This is a genomic window from Roseomonas sp. SRI_022 (assembly GCF_057586215.1).
Genome location: NZ_JBYCZL010000010.1, coordinates 146,475 through 164,252 on the forward strand (window position 1 = coordinate 146,475; position 17,778 = coordinate 164,252).

Below are 17,778 nucleotides of genomic sequence, written 5' to 3' on the forward strand. Positions count from 1 at the left end.
GTCACCAGGGCGCGCCCAGCGCCGCTGATGAGCCCATCCAAGGGAGGGCGCAGATGAGTGCGGCCATCAATGCGCTGAAGTCATCCAGGATCGTCAACACCGAGAGGCTGATGATGATCCCGCCCGGCAAGGAGAATCTGCCGGACCTCGCGCGCCTGAAGGCAGATGAGCGCGTCTTCGGCTGGATGCTGCACGGCACCCGCTCCACCGAACGCACCGCCGAGGAACTCGAGGACGACATCGACTTCTGGGCGGTGCGCGGCTACGGCACCTGGTGCGTCTTCGAACGCGAGAGCGGCGACTTCCTGGGCATCTGCGGCTTCATGGAGCGGCCGGACGGGCGTGGCGTCGCCCTGCGCTACGCACTGTGGCCCGAATGCCGCGGCAAGGGCTATGCGCGTGAGGCAGCAAAGGCCGCCATCGCCTTCGGCCATCGCGCGGGCCTGCGCCGCATCATCGCCGTAGCACGCGAGGAGAACATCGCCTCCCGCGCTGTCCTCACCGATATCGGCATGACGAAGGCGAGCGAACACCGCCACCAGGGTCACCGCATGATGGTGTTTGAAAGCCTGGGCTGACCCCGCCTCCAACGGCCCGATGCCGCGCATCGGGCCAGGAGCGCACAGCGCGACCGCGCCCAGACCGACCGCGGCTCCCGGCGCACCAGTGCAGGGCGCGAAGGCAAGGCCGGCGGATGCCGGCCGCCCGCCGATTGAGGGCATACAAAAAATGGCCCGATGCAGGGGCATCGGGCTAGGGCCGCAAAGCGCGACCGCGCCCGGACCAACCGCCGTCCCCAACGCAACAGTGCGGGGCGCGAAAGCCAAGCCGCCGGATGGCGGCGCCGGCGCTTGAGGCCTAATCGAGACTCTGCGGCCAGCCGATGAAGATGCCGACATCGCCCGGCATGCCGCCGGGGAAGTCGATGATGCGCGCGGAGAAGGTGAAGCCGCCGGCCTTCAGCTCCTGCTCCCACCACTGGTAGATCTTGTGGAAGACGCCGGGCAACGTGTCCTGCCAGCCCGACAGGTGGTTGTTGATGCGCCGCCCGCCATCCTCGCACAGCACCGAGGGGAACTTGATGAGCATCAGCTCCCGCTCGCCATTGTCGAAGGCCTTGCGGATACGCCGGATCGCCCGCTCGCGATCCTCGTCGCTGATCTCGTAGCTCTGCACACGCTCGGAAAAGGCGTCGAGCTCGGCCTTGTGCTGCGCCTGCGCCGCCTCGGCCTCCGCCTTGCGTTGCGCCGCGATCGCGGCCTTCTCGGTGAACAGGTCCTGGATGGTCAGCTTGCTCATCATGTCACCTCCGCGGAGGCCGGAGCATCGGCCTCATGGCTTGGTGGAACAACATAATCCTGCGCTGTGCCGAAGGCCTTGATGCAGCGCAGATGAAGCGCGCCGCGGTCCAACTTGCGCAATCGCAGATGCGCGGCCGTCACCGGCGGTACGAAGATCACCGCACCCGGCGCTGCCGGGCTGGCCGACAGGGCCGGGGCCTCCGGGCCGTGTTCGTGCACCGCGGTCCACTCCCGCCCGTCGATCGATGTCTCGATCACGAAGCGCCCGAGCTGCCGCGGCCGCGACGGGCGGTTCAGGATCTCGATGCGGCAGATCTCGTGCGGCGCGCCGAGATCCACGCGCCACCAGGGCTGGTCCTCGATATCAGTGTGGAAGCCGAAATCCTCGGGCAGCGTGCCGTCGATCGCCCCGGCCGCCTCGCGCGCCGGGTCCCGGTGGCGCGACCAGCGGGAGACGGAACTTACCATCGCCGGCTTGCCCTGCAGGATCTCCGTCGCAGCCGCCTCGTTCGCGGCGGCCGCGCGCAGGTGATCCAGAAGCGCCGGATCGGTCAGCCGCCGTTCCAGCAGCGGCGCGTAGTCGGCGAGGCGGTACTGCGACAGCTTCCGACGCAGCCAGCTGACGTCCTCGAACCAACCCTGCGGGTCATGGCTGGCGATGACGGCACTCAGGAAGGCCTGCCGCCCGACCACGGAATGCGCCAGGCTGCCCGGCGCATTGGCGCGCGGGTCGTTGATGTCGATCCGGGGGCGATTGCGCAGGTTGTGGGTCTCCGCGAACTCCGCGATCTGGGCATGGCGGAACCCGGCATCCCGCAGGGTCGAGGGCACGAAGATCTCGCAGAAGGGCCATTGGCGCAGCCGCCCGGCCTGGAATTCCCGCGTCAGCGCCTGCCGCGTCGCCAGGAGGTGGTCGAGCGCGCGGCCCGACAGCAGCATCGTCACCAGCAGGGATCGCCAGGGTTCGGCGGTGGAGCCCTCACTGGTCGGCGTCCATATCCAGTCCGGCTCGGCCGGCCGGATATCCTTGCTGATGAACTCGATGCCCTCGGCGATGCTGCGTTCGACCATCGGTTCGAGGTCGGCATTCACCGCCACGTCGGATTCGCTGAACAGGTAGCGGTCGTAGTCCGGCAGGGCACGGCGCACGAAATACGGGCCGTAATCCACATTGTACCACAGGGACCGGCCGGGCGGCTGGCGCGCCAGCCCGATCTCCTCGGTCGCGACGGTGTGGCGGACAAGCTCGTATTTCGCGGGGATCGGCAGGGGGCCGCGCGTCTCATCGACCAGCACGACCTGCCGGCCGCGCGGGCAGCGGCGGAAGAAGCGTTCCGCTAGTTCCGCGATCACGTCGTTCCAGGCATAGGTCCGGAACGCCGCGACATAGCGCATGCCTCAGGTCAGCCCCGTCCTTCGCGGGCGGCGAGCTGTGCGATCTGGTTGCGCATCGCTTCCAGCAGCGCGGCGATGCGCCCGCCATTGCGCTGGATCACCGCCGAGTATTCGCTGCGCGTGGTCAGGCGAAGCGAGGTCCCCTCGGCGATCACATCCACCACCCGGGGCTGGCCGCCGATCTCGCTGACCCGCCAGTCGAGCGCGAAGGCCGGGGTGTTCGGCCGCTCGACGATGGTGTTGACCAGCACGTCCTCTTCGGTGCGCTGCTGGCTGCGGCCGAGCGAGAACCTCACCCCGCGGTATTCCCCGAAGCGGGCGGACAGGTTCCGCACGATGATGTCGTCGAAGAGCCGGTTGTACTCGGCGAGTTCGGCTGGGCTCGCCTGGCGCACATACCGCCCGAGGATGAACCGGCCGGTCCCCTCGACGTCGATCGTGCGGCGCAGCGTCGCCGCCACGCGGTCCCGCCGCGTCGCGAGGTCGAGCCGCGGATCATTGATCGTGGCCACCAGGTCATTGCCTGCCGCCTGGATGAAGGCGGCGGCGCGGGCGGGGTCGATCTCGGCCCGGCCGGCGCGCGGCAGCGCGACGAGGCCCGCGGCGAGCAGGGGGGCGGAGAGCAGGAGCCGTCTGTTCATGGCGCTCATATGGGGTGCAACCGCGGCTTGCCGAGTCATTGCGATGGGGGTCGCGCATCGGGGCCGGCCGGCGCAGTGACGCCCTGGCCGAAGCCGGTGACGCCCGACGGGCCGACGACGCGGCCGCGCTCCTCCTCGTTGCGGATTTCATAGCCGCGCCGCTGGCGATAGGCCGAGCGCAACGTCGAATAGGGGTCGAGTGAGGTGGCGCGGACCTGGTCGATCGGTTCCAGCAGCGCCTCGCGCGTGTCGACCACCGTCAAGCCGAGCTGCGTCCAGCCCGCGACATCGACCAGGACGCCCTGGCCGAACCAGGACAGCGGGTTCATCGCGAAATCCATGGCCTGGCCCAGCACGTCGCGCGGATTGGATGGGCCGAAGATCGGAATGAACAGGTATGGCCCTTCGCCGACCCCCCAGACGGCCAGCGTCTGGCCCGAATCCTCGGTATGGCCGGGCACGCCCCATTCGCGGGCGACATCGACGATGCCGCCGACCCCGATCGTCGAATTGACCATGAAGCGGCCGAGCGTGATCCGCGCCCGCGAAACATTACCCTGCAACAGGTCGCCGGCGAGGATCACCGGCGCGCGCAGATTGCCCAGGATGTTGCGGATGGCGACGCGGATGCCCTGCGGCGTCAGATCGCGATAGGCCTCGGCCACCGGCTGCAGCACGTTGCGGTCGATCGCCTCATGCACCGCGAACATGGCGCGGTTGGTGGGCTCGATCGGGTCGTTGGTCTCGCGGAATTCCGCCTGGCCTTCCGGGTCGTCATCCCCGGGGCGGGTCGCGCAGCCGCTGGCCATCAGGGCCACGGCGAGCATGGTGGCACGCACCAGGCCGGATCGGGTCGGGAACATCCTAGCGGAATACAATGTCTCGCGGGCCCTTGGAACCTGGGTTGGTGCTGTATGACGCGGCGTTCCCGGCGCCCCCTTCCCCCTGTGCGCCGGGGGTTGTCGTGGCGGCGGCGCGCACCATCCTACTACGGCTTCGCCGGTGCGCATTGAATCCCTTGATCGCGGCGCGTGACGAAGTCTTGCCAGCCCGGCCGGGACAGGCCAGAGGAACCGCCCGGCGCGAACCGCCGCCAGCGAATGAGGAAAGTGCGTGATGAACCAGGCCCTGAGCGGAACCCTGGCCCGTTGGCTGACCGGTCCGCGCGTTGCCGGGCTGCCGGCCCCGGCCGCCATGCCGGCGCCGCGCCTGTCCTTCGAGTTCTTCCCGCCCAAGACGGACAAGCTGGAGGAGCAGCTCTGGGCCTGCATCCGCCGGCTGGAGCCACTGGCCCCGCGCTTCGTCTCGGTCACCTATGGCGCCGGCGGGTCCACCCAGGAACGCACCCATGCGACGGTCGCGCGCATCGTCTCCGACACCACCCTGACGCCGGCGGCGCACCTGACCTGCGTCGGCGCGACGCGGGAGGAAGTGGACGCCGTGGCCCGTCAGTATTGGGCGGCAGGCGTGCGCCACATCGTGGCCCTGCGCGGCGACCCGCCGGCCGGGGCGGAACGCTACGAACCGCATCCAGGCGGGTACGCCCAGGCCGAGGATCTGGTCCGCGGGCTGAAGCGGATCGGCGATTTCGAGATCAGCGTCGGCGCCTATCCGGAGACCCATCCGGCGGCGCTTTCGGCTGAGGCGGATCTCGATTTCCTCAAGCGCAAGATCGACGCCGGGGCGAACCGGGCGATCACCCAGTATTTCTTCGATGCCGAGGTGTATCTGCGCTTCCTCGACCGGTGCCTCGCGGCGGGCATCACCGTGCCGATCGTGCCGGGCATCATGCCGGTGACGAATTTCGCCTCCGTGCAGCGCTTTTCCGCCATGTGCGGGGCGTCGGTGCCCGGCTGGATGGGGCAGTTGTTCGAAGGGCTGGACGAGGATGCGGAGACGCGGCGCATGGTCGCCGCGGTGGTCGCGGCCGAGCAGGTGCGGCTGCTGCAGGCGAACGGGGTGGATGAGTTCCACTTCTACACGCTGAACCGGCCGGACCTGACCTTTGCCATCGCGCACATCCTGGGGGCGCGGCCGAAGGCGGGGTGAGGGGCCAGCGGCGCGCGATGTAGGACTATATGCGTGATCGCGTGTCGATTTTGGACAAATTGGTGGGTGCGGCGGGCAGGGCTGGGTCGGACAGACTATCGTTTCAGGTAGGCTTGAATTGAATTGTCGCATCGCCATGCCTTCCGCCAAGGCATACGAGGGTATCCGATCAGCCTCGGTCGGGAAAGAAATTTTTCCTAAATTCACGCCGACGGCAGATGCGCTGCGCTGCTCAACCATCCGCGACCGCTGCGCCAAGCGCCAAAACCCCGTCACCCCCTGGCGGGGCGGCGCGGAGGGGCAGAGCCCCTCCGCCCGGCGCAATCAGTCCCCGCGTGCCCCCGTCAGCCGGACGAGTTCCTCCATCAGCGCATAATCGCGCCGCTGCAGCGCCGCCATATCCTCGGCCGAACCGCCGACCGGCAGGTAGCCCAGCGCCTGCATGCGATCCCGCACCGCGGGCGTGCGCACCGCCTCGGCGATGGCGGTGGACATCGTTTGGACGATGTTCGCCGGTGTCCGCGCCGGGGCGAAGATGCCGATCCAGCTGTTGAACTCGTATCCGGGCACCGTGTCGGCGATCGGCGGCACGTCCGGCAGGGCCGGCATCCGTTCCAGGCGCGTGACACCGAGCGGGCGGACCTGGCCGCTGGAGATGAAGGACATCGCCTCCGCCAGCGGGGAGAACACCAGGTGCAACCGCCCGGCGATCAGGTCGGACATCGCCGGCGCGCCGCCGCGATACGGCACATGGGTGAAGCGCACATCGGCCTTCTGTTCGAACAGCGCCGCGGCGAATTGCTGCGTGCTGCCAGACCCGGCGGTGCCGATGTCCAGCTTGCCCGGATTGGCCTTCGCATAGGCGACCAGCTCGGCGACATTGCGCACCGGCAGCGACGGATGCACCACGGCGACGGCGCCGCTGACCAGCACCAGCGAGACCGGCGCGAAGTCGCGGATCACGTTGAAGGACATGTCCGGGTACAGGAACTGGTTGGTCGCGTGCGTGCCGACCGAGGCGACCACGAAGGTGTGACCGTCCGGCGCGGCGCGCGCCACGAATTCCGACCCGATGTTGCCCGCGGCGCCGACGCGGTTCTCCACCACCACGGGCTGGCCCAGGCTGGTCAGCGCATTGGCGACCAGCCGCGCGGAAGTGTCGGTGCTGCCGCCGGCGGCGAAGCCGACCACGAAGCGGACGGGACGATCAGGCTTCCAGGCCGGCGCGGTCTGCGCCAGGGCGGGCAGCGCGGGGGCCAGCCCCAGCACATGGATGAAACCGCGTCGATTGATCATGGAGTTCCTCCGGCTTTGCGTCGTTGTTGGCCGGGAGGGAGTCGCAGTGGCGCGCGTCTGTCAAGGAAGGCTGGGCGCTACCGCATGCGGCCGTAGACCGGGCGCAGCAGGAACGGGCTCAGGAACAGCGGGAACTGGCACAACGCGAAGAACAGCAGGATCCGCTCATCCGTCGTCGCCGGCAGCACCGCCAGATACAGCGCCATGTTCCGGTTGCCCGCCAGCAGCCCGCCCGCCAGCGCCAGCCGCCGCCCGGCCGGCAGGAACACCAGCGCCGTCGCCACGTTCATCCCGAAATTGCCCGCGAAGGCCAGCGCCAACCCGCCGATCATCCAGGCCGGCTCGGCGACCAGCCGCGCCAGCATCCCGTCCATCACGCCGAAGCCGTACAGCACCACCAGCCACACCACCGCGCCATCCACCGATGGGCCGACGCGCCGCAGCGTCTCCTCCGCCACCATCCGGCGGATCGCGATCGAGATCAGCAGCGGCAGCCCCACCACCAGCGCCAGCCGCGCCATCAACCCTGCCAGCGAGATCGACAGGTCGATCCCCATCAGCCCGAGTGCCAGCGGCGGTGCGGTGAACGGCACCAGCAGCGTCGTCACCACCGCGACGACCAGGCTGATCTCCCCATCCAGGCCCACCAGCCGCGCGAAGGCGGGCGACGACGTCGCGGCACACCCCGTCGCGCTGATCACAAGCGCCGCCCCCAACGGCCCGTCCAGCCCCGCCGCCACCGCGACGCCATAGGTCAGCACCGGCATCGCCAGCAGCAGCCAGAAGGTCAGCGCCGCCACCAGCACCGGCCGCCGCAGATAGGCCAGCACCTGCGCGAGATCGACGCGCAGCAGCACCAGCGTCATCAGCCCCGCCACGGTGATCGTCACGAAATCGCGGAACAGCGCCGCAAGCGGCGGTACGAACAACCCGACGAAGATGCCGATCGCCAGCAACGCACCGCCCTGCCGGGCCGACCATTCCAGGAAACGCAGCGGTGACAGGGCGGCAGTCCGTCCGATGGTTGGAGGCGTTCGCGGGAAGTTCTATATCCCCCGACGTGCCCATACCATCCTCGCTCCCCTCCCTCATCGCGGGGCTGGTCCTCGTTTTCGCCGGGCCGGCCCTGGCCGGCTGCACCGACCCGCCCGCGCCGGGTGTCGAATGGCGACGCTGCCTGCACGAGGAAAGCGAGCTTTCCGGCGCCGATCTCTCCCGTGCCGTGCTGCGCGACGCCACCTTCCAGCGCGCGACCCTGACCGGCGCGAAGCTGATCGAGGCCGACGCCATCGAGGCCCGCTTCGTCTCAGCCGACCTGTCCGGGGCCGACCTGTCGCGCGCCACGCTGCGCAATGCGGATTTCACGCGCGCGAACCTGCAGCGCGCGATCCTGGCCGGGGCCGACCTCCGCCGGGCCACCCTGTTCCGCGCGGACCTGACCGATGCCGACCTGACCGGTGCGAACCTGTCCGGTGCGAACCTGTCCGGCGCGATCCTCGGCGGGGCGCGCTGGACGGACGGGCGGCGCGTCTGCGCGGCGGGGTCGGTGGGGAATTGCCAATGATCGACAAGGTGGGGGAGGGAGCTCCCCATCCCCGGGTCCCCATCGGCGTCGCGCAGCAACGTCAATGGGTGGGGGACCCCCTCCTTTTCTTGTCTGCCAGCAAGGCGCGCCGACCCCAAGGGCACGGCCCATCATGAGCAACGCGGACTACCTTATCCGGCTCAATCCGGAGCAGCGGGCGGCGGTCGAAGCCGTGGACGGGCCGCTTCTGGTGCTTGCAGGGGCGGGGACGGGCAAGACGCGCGTGCTGACCACGCGCTTCGCCCACATCCTGCTGCAGGGGAAGGCGTATCCGTCGCAGGTGCTCGCGGTCACCTTCACCAACAAGGCGGCGCGCGAGATGCGCGAACGCGTCTCCGCCATCCTCGGCCAGCCCGCCGAAGGGCTCTGGCTCGGCACCTTCCACGCGCTCGCCGCGCGCATGCTGCGCCGGCACGCCGAGCAGGTCGGGCTGACGTCGAACTTCACCATCCTCGACACCGACGACCAGAACCGGCTGCTCAAGCAGGTGATGGAAGCCAGCCGCATCGACACCAAGCGCTGGCCGGTGAACGGGTTGATGGCCGCGATCCAGCGCTGGAAGGATCGCGGCCTGGAACCGGAAGCCGTGACCCCCGCCGAGGACACCGACTACGCTGGCGGACGTGCTACGGAACTCTACGCCGCCTACCAGGACCGGCTGAAGGCGTTGAACGCGGCCGACTTCGGCGACCTGCTGATGCATGTCGTCACGCTGCTGCGGAAGAACCCCGACATCCTCGCCGACTACCACCGCCGTTTCCGCTACATCCTGGTGGACGAGTACCAGGACACCAACCTGGTGCAGTACTACTGGCTGCGCCTGCTCGCGCAGGGTCACAGGAACATCTGCTGCGTCGGTGACGACGACCAGTCGATCTATTCCTGGCGCGGTGCGGAGATCGAGAACATCCTTCGCTTCGAGAAGGACTTCCCCGGCGCGCAGATCGTGCGCCTCGAATCCAACTACCGATCCACGCGCCATATCCTCGCCGCCGCGTCGGGCTTGATCGCGAAGAACAGCGACCGCCTGGGCAAGACGTTGCGCCCCGGTCGCGCCGATGCGGATGGTGACAAGGTCAGCGTCGTCTCCGTCTGGGACAGCGACGAGGAAGCCCGCATGATCGGCGACCGCATCGAGGCCGCGAAGCGCGACGGCCAGTCGCTGGGTGAGATCGCGATCCTGGTGCGCGCCGGCTTCCTGAACCGCTCACTGGAAGAACGGCTGATCGCGATCGGCCTGCCCTATCGCATCATCGGCGGCGCGCGCTTCTACGAACGTGCCGAGATCCGCGACGCCATGGCGTATTTCCGCGTCGTCGCGCAACCGGCCGACGACCTGGCCTTCGAGCGCATCGTGAACCTGCCCAAGCGCGGGCTGGGCGACACCGCGATGCAGGCCATGCACGCCATCGCGCGGGCGGAGTCGATCCCGCTGTCGCTCGCCGCGGCGCGCGCGCTGGAGACCGGCGCGATCAAGCAGGCCAAGGCGCGCGAGGCGCTGCGCGAATTGCTCCAGGGTTTCGACCGCTGGCGCGCCATGCTGGACGGCGCGGGCCATATCGTGATGGCGCAGACGCTGCTGGATGAAAGCGGCTACGCGCCGATGTGGCAGCAGGACAAATCGCCCGAGGCGCCGGGCCGGCTCGAGAACCTCAAGGAACTCGTCAGCGCCATGGCCGACTACGAAAGCCTGGCCGCCTTCCTCGAACACGTCGCCCTGGTGATGGACAATGACGAGGCGGCGGAAGGCGAGCGCGTCTCGCTGATGACGCTGCACGGTGCCAAGGGGCTTGAATTCGACATGGTGTTCCTGCCGGGGTGGGAGGAAGGCGTCTTCCCCTCCCGCCGCAGCGTCGATGAGGGCGGCGACAAGGCGTTGGAGGAAGAACGCCGGCTCGCTTATGTCGGCATCACGCGGGCACGGCGCGTGGCAGTGATCAGCCACGCGGCGAACCGCAACATCTTCGGCAACTGGCAATCGCAGATCCCGTCACGTTTCCTGGACGAACTGCCCGCCGGCGAGATCATCCGCGAAGGTGGGTCGCAGCGGCAGACGCGTGGCCCGTCGGTCTTCGCCGGTGGCGGCATGTTCGCCCAGCGCCCGCGCCGCATGATCGAAGCCGGCGCCTGGGAAGTGAAGCCGCGCCCCGCCGCGACATCGTCCTTCTCGGTCGGCGAACGCGTCTTCCACCAGAAATTCGGCTATGGCCGCGTCACCGCGATCGAGGATAACCGCCTCGACATCGCCTTCGAGAAGGCAGGCGACAAGCGCCTGCTCGACAGTTTCGTGGAGAAGACCTGATGCGTCCGTCAGGCCCTGACGCGCCCGGCGCCCTGTCGCGCCGCCGCGCCGAACCGCTGGAAGCCCTGGTGATCGACGGGCTGCCCGAACACGCCGTGCCGGTCTTCGAGGCCGCGCTGGAACAGGTCTGCACCACCGTCGCGCTGTTCCGCGACGAACCGACCGACACCTGGCGCATCGAGGGTGTGCGCGAGGCCGGCGCGCATGATGAAGAACTGGACGCAGCACTCGCGCTCGCCGCCGCCGTTGCCGGCATCGACCCGCCGGTGGTCGTCGCCGCGCCGGTGGAAGCGGAAGGCTGGCTCGCCCGCACCGTGCAGGCGTTTCCGGAGATGCCGGTCGGGCGGCGCTTCATCATCCGTCCGACCCATGTGCCGGATCCGCCGACCTATGGCCGCGTGGTGTTGAAGCTCGATGCCGGGCTGGCTTTCGGGTCCGGGGAACACGCCTCCACCCAGGGCTGCCTGCGCGCCTATGAAGGCATCGCCCATCGCCGCCCGCGCAGCGTCTGCGACCTCGGCAGCGGTTCGGGCATCCTCGCCATGGCGGCGGCGAAGACGCTGCCTTGCACGGTGCTCGCCACCGACATCGAGCCCTGGTCGGTGCGCGTCTGCGATCAGAATGCGCGCATGAACGAACTGACGCCGCGTCGCATGCGCTCGATCCTTGCGGATGGCTGGAAGCCGCGCCTGATGAAGGGCGTGCGCTACGAGCTGATCTTCGCGAACATCCTCGCCAGGCCGCTCTGCGCCATGGCGCGCGACCTCGCGCTGCATCTCGCGCCGCGCGGCACGGCGATCCTGGCAGGGCTGCTCGGCACCCAGGCGCGCATGGTGCTCGCGGCGCATCGGCGGCAGGGGCTGGTGATGGAACGGCGCATCGACGTCGGTCCCTGGACGACGCTGGTGCTGCGCCGGCGGGGCTAACCTTCCCCTGCAGCGATCATCGTCTCCGCCAGGCCGCGGAACGCCTTGCGCCAGGCGGCCTCGACCTCCGGCGTGAATTCCGGCCCCAGGGTGCGGCCCAGCGCATCGAGCAGCGCCGCGCAGACGAATTCGTAATGCGCCGGCTCGGCGCCATAGGCCATGTGGCGGCGGCCGAGATCCTCGACCAGCGGCATCAGTGCATCGTGGTTGTGCAGCTGCGCGACGATCGAACCCAGCATGCTCATCAGCTTCACGCCCTGTTCTTCCAGGTCGGCGGGGAACAGCCGGCGGAGATGCGGGGCCATGACGAACAGCCGGTCGTAGAACAGCCCCGCCGTTTCCCGTGAGGCGCGCGAGACATGCCAGAAGCTGCCGCGCACGCGATCGATCTCGTCCTCGCTCAGGCGCATCGGCTCGCGCGCTCCCGGTTTGGCCCGATCCAGCCTAGCACGCGTCGTGCCGGTCAGCCCCGCGGCAAGAAGACATCCTCGAAGCACTCCCGCAGCCAGGCCATGGTCACCTGGATGCGCGCGCTCTGGATGGTGTCCGGATGGGCGTGCAGATGCAGCGCGCGGACCAGGTCTGGCGGTCCTTCGGTGACACGGGCCAGCGTCGGGTCGCCCTCCGCCAGGCACATCGGCAGCAACCCCTTGCCGAGGCCTGCACGGATGCCCGCGCGCAGCACGGTCGAATCCGTCGCGGTCAGGCGCAGCGCCTGGCCGGGCTTGCGCTCGCTCTCGATCCAGCGGATCGGCGCGCGGCGCGGCGCCTCGTCATCCCAGAACGACGTCCAGCCGAGCCCCGCCGGATCGACCCCCGCGGGCGCGTAGATCGCATAGGGCACGTCGCCGAGCTTCACCGCGAATTCCGCCTCGCGGGGGGCGATCTCGAACCACAGGGCGAGGGCGGCCTCGCCTCGGCCGAGGCTGCGCGGCAGCGCGCCCCCGATCGTGCGCAGTTCGAGATGCGGATGGCGTGTGAGCAGGGTCACGGCCGCGCGCTCGACCAACCGCGTCAGCGTCCAGGGATTGCCGATCAGCCGCACGATTCCGACCGGCCCCTGATCGGCATTCGCCACTTCCTCGGCCAGGCGGATGGCGCGGCTTTCCATTTCGAGCGCCCGGGCGATGACCACCTGGCCGGCCGGTGTCGGCGCGAAGCCGGTCTTGGACCGGACGAACAGGATGGCGCCGACATCGGCCTCCAAGGCCGATATTCGCCGCCCTGCGGTGGATTGGTCGATGCCGAGCAGCGCCGCGGCGCCGGTGAGCGAACCGCTCCGGCTGATGGCGAGCAGCACCTTCAGGTCGTCCCAGTTCAGCGACATTCGTCACATTCCCCGACCGCAACGCTGCATCAGGCGCCTGCGCGGATGCAACGGCGCATCGACGCCGTGCGGCCCTGCGGGTTCCTTTTCGAAAGCGGTCTGATCTATCCCACGGCACGGCGCCACTGGGGCAGCGCCTCCACGAACAAGGCCCGAGGAGGAAACCGACCATGCCGATCTTCATGCAGTACGAAGGTGTATCAGGCGACGTCACGAGTGCCGGCCACGAGAAGTGGATCGAGACCAGCGTCGCGGACCCCGGCACGGGCAAGACGCTGACGGCCACCCTGCTGGGCAAGGAGGACGGCGGTGACGTGGCGGATGTGATCACCGGCGCGGGCGCGGGCGGAGGACCGCATGTGAAGGTGTTCGACGGGACGGGCACCGCGGATGGCGACGGCGACGTCGATGGCCGCGACTTCCTGATCTGGCAGCGCGGCGTATCGCCTGCTGCGGCCGGCGGCGGCGACCTCGCGCATTGGCAGTCCAACTACGGCGCCGGCGGCACCGCCATAAGTCGCGGCGGCGTCTCCATCGCGGTCGGCGACCTGACCGGCGATGGCGCACCGTCGGCGGGCCTCGACCATGGTGTCACGGTGCTGGCCTGGGCGCGGGTGGACGGGACCTCGCCCGCCACCGACGACGTGGTGGTGGATGGCCGGATCACCACCGGCGAGAACCCCGCCTCCACCAGCGCGACGGGTACGCATGAGGTCGGGCATCTGCTGGGATTCCGGCACGAACACACCCGCGCCGATGCATCGGACGGTGATCCCGCTGACAGCTTTTCCTTCGGCGATGGTGCCACATCCGCATCGCGCCTGGGCGGCGGCGACGAGGACCTGCTGATCGGCGGGCGCACCGGCTTCGACGCCTTCGATCCGGCCTTCCGGGGTGGCGTCGATGTCGCCGCGGCAGAACTCGATGCCGCGGCCTCCGCCCATTCCGGCGGGGTGAATGTGCTGATGGGCGATGGCAGCGTCCGCTTCGTCAGCGACGCGATCGACCTGATCTGAACCCTGCGCCGGCCTGGCCCGACGCCTGGTCGGCGCGCATCGCGCCTGTGACGCCAGAAGGACGTGTCTGATGCCCATTGAGATCCGTGAGTTGCACATCAAGGCGACGGTCCGCGAAGCGCCGGCCGACGGCACGGCGCTGCTTCCCGACCTCGGCGATGACCTGCTCGCCGGGATGGCGTGCGACGCGGGCTGGGCGGAACCGCCGGCCTTCGGGCCCAGCCTCATGGCCGAACCGTTCGGGCTCGGGTTCTGTGCCGTCGAGGCGCTGGAGCTGTTCTGAGCGCCTGCCGCTCATGCCTGGCGGCGGAGCATCTCCCGCGCGGTCTCGGCGTTGCGCCGCAGGGCTTCGGCATTCGCCTCATAGGCACGGCGGGCCAGGGTGACCTCCATCATCGCGCTTTCGATATCGCCGCTGACCTGGGCGGCGGTCAGGCCCTGGTTACCGCTTGGCGGCGCGGGCGACGGATCGCTGCCGCGCGCCGTCGCCGGCGCGGGGCTCGCGATGGACGTGGCGGCGCGGTCGAGGCGTTCGCCCGCACGCTGCATGCCCTGGATGGAGGATGCGGAACCGATCTGCATCGTCTCACCCTCTGCGGCGCTGGTTGAGAAGCGGTTAAGCAAACGGTCAAGCGGAGCGTGCCGCGGCGATCAGCGCCTCGATGGCCCAACGCTTCACGGCGCGCGCCTCGTCCTCGGACAGCTGCAGCACGTCATTGCACACCACCATCGCTTCCGGCCCGACCAGCAGGGCGAGCGCCTTCTGCAGCCGGTCGAGCGCCGCGGGGGCAAAGTCGCGCCGCGACGGCGCCAGCGCCGCTTCGAGCAGCGGCGAACGGCGGTTCTGCCGGGCGGGCAGGGCGCCGGCACCCTCGCGCGCCACGCGCTCGATCGCCTGCGCCAGCATCATGCGGAGCGGTGCCTCGTTGGCGCGCATCATCGCATCCAGCGCGGTATCGACCAGCGCGACGCGGCTGGCCGCGTCGCCGCCTGGATGCGCGCGGAACAGATCCTCGGCCGTGGGGACTGCCACATCCACCGCGGCTTCGAGCAACAGCGCCTCGATGCTCGGGAAATAGCGATATGCGGTGGCGCGCGAGACGAGGGCGGCTTCCGCCACCTCCTCGAGGTTCGGGCGCCGCCCCTCCCGCATCAGCCGCGAAGCGGCTTCCAGCAGATCCTTGCGCGTGCGGCGGCGTTGGTTGGGCCGCCCCGCCGCTTCGCTTCGTGCCATGCCCGCGCTACGACAACTGGCGCTGGATGGCGGCCAGATCGACCCAGACGTTCTCGCGTGCGATCTCGCCGGCCGGGGTGAACTGCACGACGTGCAGCAGCCGGAACTCGAGCGGCCGGCCACGCCCGTCCAGGCCGAACGGACGACCCGGCGCGCGGCCGCGCCAGACGGATTCATCGACCATGAAGTCATCTCCGTAGAGGCGGCGGACGCAGTCCACATGACCATCGGCGAGGTCGCTGAACAGCGCCTCGTAGAAGGGCCGCGCGCCGTCGCGGCCATGCGTCGGGCCGGTCGGCCAGCCGACGATGTCGTGTTCGACCCCGTCGTGGAGCGTGGCGAGCACGCCGGCGACATCGTCGCGCGCCTCGAAGCCGAAATGCTCGTCCATCTTGCGGTCCATCATTTCGCGGCTGAGCGGCATGCGAACCTCCTGCGGGAATGCACGGTGTTGCAGAATATCTTCTGACAAGACTTTTGTCTCAATACAAGACATCAGCCGGCCCTCCCCGGCGACGGCACCGGCACGAAATCGAAGACAGGCGTCTGTGGCGCCTCGCCTGGGCCGAGCGCTGCGGGCATCGGTTCGCCACGTGGGCCGAGCGCCCGCAGGTAGCGGTCGATCGCCCGCAGATCGGCCTCGTTCATGGCCGACAGCGTGGCCCAGGGCATCGGCGGCAGGCCGCCGCGTTGGCGCATGGCATGGACCCAACTCGTCTCATCGGTGGCCTGCACCGAAAGCCGTAGATTGCTCGGGTAGCTGACACCCCAGGGACCGCGGAAGCCGACCGGTGAGCCGGTGAGCCATTCAGCCTCGGCGGGGTCGGCGCCGTTCGTCTCGGCGAAACGGGGCGTGTGGCAGCCATTGCAGTCGCCGAGGATCACCAGGTAGCGGCCGGCCGCCGCCGGATCTGCGGCGAGGACCCGCGGCATGGTCGGCGTCTGGGTCTGCGCCTGGGTCGAGGTCGCTCCCCATAGTGCGACTGCCCCGGCACCAAGTGCCGTGAGCGCGGCGCCTAGGAAGGCCAGGTTGCGCCAGGGGCGCAGGGGTGGGTTCGCGATCTGGGGCGGCACGAAGGCCGGGGGGGGGCGGGTTGGGGCGGTGCATGGGGGTCCTCCATCGGCAGGGATGACGACCGGCACCGTAACGAGATAGAAATCTCATTACAATATGAACTTCTTATAAGGGGCGGAATTTTGCGGACGATCGCGGCCGCGCCCCTGGCGTCGAGCATGAGGAGTGAGGACACGCGAAGGGCGTGGCGCCCCGACCGGCGCCGGCAATGGGCAAGACGGCCTGATACCCATGGCTGGGAGCGCTGTCGGAAGCCGAAGCGCCCTCGGACGCGCCGCCGGCACGGCGGGCGCCCGGGGCGCTCAACGCGGCGCCGTCTTGCCGCGGGCCTGGAGGCTCGAACATGCCAGTGGCTGGATGGGTGCGCCGCCCCCGATCCGGCCAGATTCCGCCTGCCAAGCCGCGTCAGCGCGGCATTGCGGTCATCCGCTGGAACGCTGCCAGATCGGCCGCCGGCGGCCTGCTGCTCACGCCGCCTTCGCGCCTGCCCCCACATGCTGGCGCAGCTTCGGCATCACCTCCTCGGCGAGCCGCTTCATCGTCTCCGCCTCCCAGGCCGCGTTCACCCCCGACCAGTCGAGCCCCGGCATCAGCAGGTGCCCGAAGGGACCCACTTCCTCCCGCAGCGCCACCAGCCGGTCGAGCACGGTCCTGGGCGAACCCGCGATGACGCAGGCCTCGATCATGTCCTCGGGCGTCGCGGTCGCGGGGTCCATGTCCTCGCGCGGCGTCATGGTGGCCGCGAGGCCCGCCCGCTTCGCGAGGCTCCCGAGGTAGTCGTAGTAGTACCGTGTCGCCCCTTCCGGCGCCGTCGCACGCGCCTTCGCCTCCGCGTCGGTCGCCGCGATCACCATGTTCCGCGCGACGCGCCAGTTCGACCCATCGACCGGCCGGCCGGCCTCGGCCAATCCCTTCTGCATGCCGCGCCAATGCCCGGCGAGGACGCGATGGGCGACGAAATTCGCGCTGATCACGCCCCAGCCGCGCGCCGCCGCCACCGTCACCGAGAAACTGTCGGGCTGCCGTGCCGAGACATGCACCGATGGGCCGCCCGCCCGGAACGGCTTCGGCATGTAGCCGACGCCGTAATCGGGCAGCACCGCGCGGGTCAGCCGGATCGGCCAGGTCGGGCCTTCGATCTCATAGGGCGGGTCCTGCGACCAGATGCGCTGGATGGTCTCGATCGCCTCGATCATGCGCTTGCCGCGTTCGGGCGGCGGGATGTCGCCGAACAACTCGAAGTCGGAGGCCAGGCCGCCCGAACCGATGCCGAACAGCAGCCGCCCGCCGGACATGTGGTCGAACTGCGCGACCTCGGCCGCGACGATCGCCGGGTGGTGGTTCGGCAGGTTGATCACGCCCGTGCCGAAGGTGAGCTTCGTGCGGTGGATCAGCCCGGCCATGAACATCAGGGGGGAGGGGATGGGCTCGGAGGTCGCGGAGAAATGCTCGCCGATCCACAACTCGTTGAAGCCAAGCCGGTCGGCGAGCAGCGACTTCTCGGTGTTCTCGGCCAGCGTCTCGTGCATCGGCCGCTGCGGCGGGTGCAGCGGCATCATGAACAGGCCGAGTTGCATCGGGCGGATCCCTTTCCCTGGACCCGCGGGATGCTAGGGGTTGCCCGGCGGCCT

The 17,778-nt window shown here is 69.6% G+C and carries 20 protein-coding genes; 7 read left to right on the forward strand and 13 right to left on the reverse strand.

Going from position 1 to position 17,778, the window contains the following annotated elements:
- The first annotated feature begins 53 nt into the window (after window positions 1-53).
- A complete protein-coding gene (locus AC2YHJ_RS12390) occupies window positions 54-578 on the forward strand; it encodes a GNAT family N-acetyltransferase (protein WP_487396366.1) in 525 nt (174 codons plus the stop codon).
- 280 nt (window positions 579-858) lie between these two features.
- Here the strand turns inward: AC2YHJ_RS12390 and AC2YHJ_RS12395 are convergent, their stop codons facing one another.
- From AC2YHJ_RS12395 to AC2YHJ_RS12410, 4 genes are read right to left on the reverse strand one after another with little or no spacing between them, the layout of a single operon-like run.
- Window positions 859-1,302, reverse strand: a complete 444-nt coding sequence (locus tag AC2YHJ_RS12395) for a hypothetical protein (RefSeq protein WP_487396367.1) — start codon at window positions 1,300-1,302, stop codon at window positions 859-861.
- Window positions 1,299-2,696 carry a discoidin domain-containing protein gene (locus AC2YHJ_RS12400; protein ID WP_487396368.1) on the reverse strand — a complete coding sequence of 466 codons (1,398 nt, stop codon included), beginning with the start codon at window positions 2,694-2,696 and terminating at the stop codon, window positions 1,299-1,301. The genes AC2YHJ_RS12395 and AC2YHJ_RS12400 overlap by 4 nt, the downstream gene beginning before the upstream one ends.
- An 8-nt stretch (window positions 2,697-2,704) precedes the next feature.
- Window positions 2,705-3,337 carry an MlaC/ttg2D family ABC transporter substrate-binding protein gene (locus AC2YHJ_RS12405; protein WP_487396369.1) on the reverse strand — a complete coding sequence of 211 codons (633 nt, stop codon included), beginning with the start codon at window positions 3,335-3,337 and terminating at the stop codon, window positions 2,705-2,707.
- Between the two features lie 35 nt (window positions 3,338-3,372).
- Entirely contained in the window at window positions 3,373-4,200 is an 828-nt protein-coding gene (locus AC2YHJ_RS12410) for an MlaA family lipoprotein (protein ID WP_487396370.1), read from the reverse strand.
- Between the two features lie 253 nt (window positions 4,201-4,453).
- Between AC2YHJ_RS12410 and metF the strand changes: the two genes are divergently transcribed.
- Entirely contained in the window at window positions 4,454-5,386 is a 933-nt protein-coding gene (gene metF / locus AC2YHJ_RS12415; protein ID WP_487396371.1) for a methylenetetrahydrofolate reductase [NAD(P)H], read from the forward strand.
- Between the two features lie 324 nt (window positions 5,387-5,710).
- Here metF and AC2YHJ_RS12420 read toward each other — a convergent pair whose 3' ends face one another.
- Together AC2YHJ_RS12420 and AC2YHJ_RS12425 are read right to left on the reverse strand one after the other, a co-directional pair.
- Complete coding sequence (locus tag AC2YHJ_RS12420; protein WP_487396372.1) at window positions 5,711-6,682, reverse strand: Bug family tripartite tricarboxylate transporter substrate binding protein; 972 nt, start codon at window positions 6,680-6,682, stop codon at window positions 5,711-5,713.
- Window positions 6,683-6,759: 77 nt separating this feature from the next.
- Window positions 6,760-7,638, reverse strand: a complete 879-nt coding sequence (locus AC2YHJ_RS12425) for a hypothetical protein (RefSeq protein WP_487396373.1) — start codon at window positions 7,636-7,638, stop codon at window positions 6,760-6,762.
- Window positions 7,639-7,742: 104 nt separating this feature from the next.
- Here AC2YHJ_RS12425 and AC2YHJ_RS12430 point away from each other — a divergent pair, with 104 nt between their 5' ends.
- The 3 genes from AC2YHJ_RS12430 (at window position 7,743) to AC2YHJ_RS12440 (ending at window position 11,495) form a co-directional block, all read left to right on the forward strand.
- Window positions 7,743-8,246, forward strand: a complete 504-nt coding sequence (locus AC2YHJ_RS12430) for a pentapeptide repeat-containing protein (RefSeq protein ID WP_487396374.1) — start codon at window positions 7,743-7,745, stop codon at window positions 8,244-8,246.
- 133 nt (window positions 8,247-8,379) lie between these two features.
- Window positions 8,380-10,569: an ATP-dependent helicase gene (locus tag AC2YHJ_RS12435; RefSeq protein ID WP_487396375.1), complete on the forward strand. Its 2,190-nt coding sequence runs from the start codon at window positions 8,380-8,382 to the stop codon at window positions 10,567-10,569.
- The gene (locus AC2YHJ_RS12440) at window positions 10,569-11,495 is read left to right on the forward strand and encodes a 50S ribosomal protein L11 methyltransferase (RefSeq protein ID WP_487396376.1); all 927 of its coding nucleotides are present in this window, start codon (window positions 10,569-10,571) and stop codon (window positions 11,493-11,495) included. The genes AC2YHJ_RS12435 and AC2YHJ_RS12440 overlap by 1 nt, the downstream gene beginning before the upstream one ends.
- Here the strand turns inward: AC2YHJ_RS12440 and AC2YHJ_RS12445 are convergent.
- Window positions 11,492-11,905: a globin domain-containing protein gene (locus AC2YHJ_RS12445; RefSeq protein WP_487396377.1), complete on the reverse strand. Its 414-nt coding sequence runs from the start codon at window positions 11,903-11,905 to the stop codon at window positions 11,492-11,494. The two genes, AC2YHJ_RS12440 and AC2YHJ_RS12445, sit on opposite strands and share 4 nt — an antisense overlap.
- A 53-nt stretch (window positions 11,906-11,958) precedes the next feature.
- The gene (locus tag AC2YHJ_RS12450) at window positions 11,959-12,822 is read right to left on the reverse strand and encodes a LysR family transcriptional regulator (protein WP_487396378.1); all 864 of its coding nucleotides are present in this window, start codon (window positions 12,820-12,822) and stop codon (window positions 11,959-11,961) included.
- A gap of 170 nt (window positions 12,823-12,992) precedes the next feature.
- On the opposite strand from AC2YHJ_RS12450, the gene AC2YHJ_RS12455 reads away from it, so the two are divergent.
- Together AC2YHJ_RS12455 and AC2YHJ_RS12460 are read left to right on the forward strand one after the other, a co-directional pair.
- Window positions 12,993-13,838 carry an H-X9-DG-CTERM domain-containing protein gene (locus AC2YHJ_RS12455; protein ID WP_487396379.1) on the forward strand — a complete coding sequence of 282 codons (846 nt, stop codon included), beginning with the start codon at window positions 12,993-12,995 and terminating at the stop codon, window positions 13,836-13,838.
- Window positions 13,839-13,908: 70 nt separating this feature from the next.
- Window positions 13,909-14,121, forward strand: coding sequence for a DUF5908 family protein (locus AC2YHJ_RS12460; protein ID WP_487396380.1), 213 nt, complete (start codon window positions 13,909-13,911; stop codon window positions 14,119-14,121).
- An 11-nt stretch (window positions 14,122-14,132) separates the two neighbouring features.
- On the opposite strand, the gene AC2YHJ_RS12465 is transcribed toward AC2YHJ_RS12460, so the two are convergent.
- From AC2YHJ_RS12465 to AC2YHJ_RS12485, 5 genes are all read right to left on the reverse strand, one after another.
- Window positions 14,133-14,420: a hypothetical protein gene (locus AC2YHJ_RS12465; protein WP_487396381.1), complete on the reverse strand. Its 288-nt coding sequence runs from the start codon at window positions 14,418-14,420 to the stop codon at window positions 14,133-14,135.
- Window positions 14,421-14,466: 46 nt separating this feature from the next.
- Entirely contained in the window at window positions 14,467-15,072 is a 606-nt protein-coding gene (locus tag AC2YHJ_RS12470; RefSeq protein ID WP_487396382.1) for a TetR/AcrR family transcriptional regulator, read from the reverse strand.
- A gap of 7 nt (window positions 15,073-15,079) precedes the next feature.
- The gene (locus AC2YHJ_RS12475; RefSeq protein ID WP_487396383.1) at window positions 15,080-15,496 is read right to left on the reverse strand and encodes an ester cyclase; all 417 of its coding nucleotides are present in this window, start codon (window positions 15,494-15,496) and stop codon (window positions 15,080-15,082) included.
- Between the two features lie 71 nt (window positions 15,497-15,567).
- A complete protein-coding gene (locus AC2YHJ_RS12480; protein ID WP_487396384.1) occupies window positions 15,568-16,146 on the reverse strand; it encodes a hypothetical protein in 579 nt (192 codons plus the stop codon).
- A 468-nt stretch (window positions 16,147-16,614) separates the two neighbouring features.
- Complete coding sequence (locus tag AC2YHJ_RS12485; RefSeq protein WP_487396385.1) at window positions 16,615-17,724, reverse strand: LLM class flavin-dependent oxidoreductase; 1,110 nt, start codon at window positions 17,722-17,724, stop codon at window positions 16,615-16,617.
- Between the last annotated feature and the right edge of the window lie 54 nt (window positions 17,725-17,778).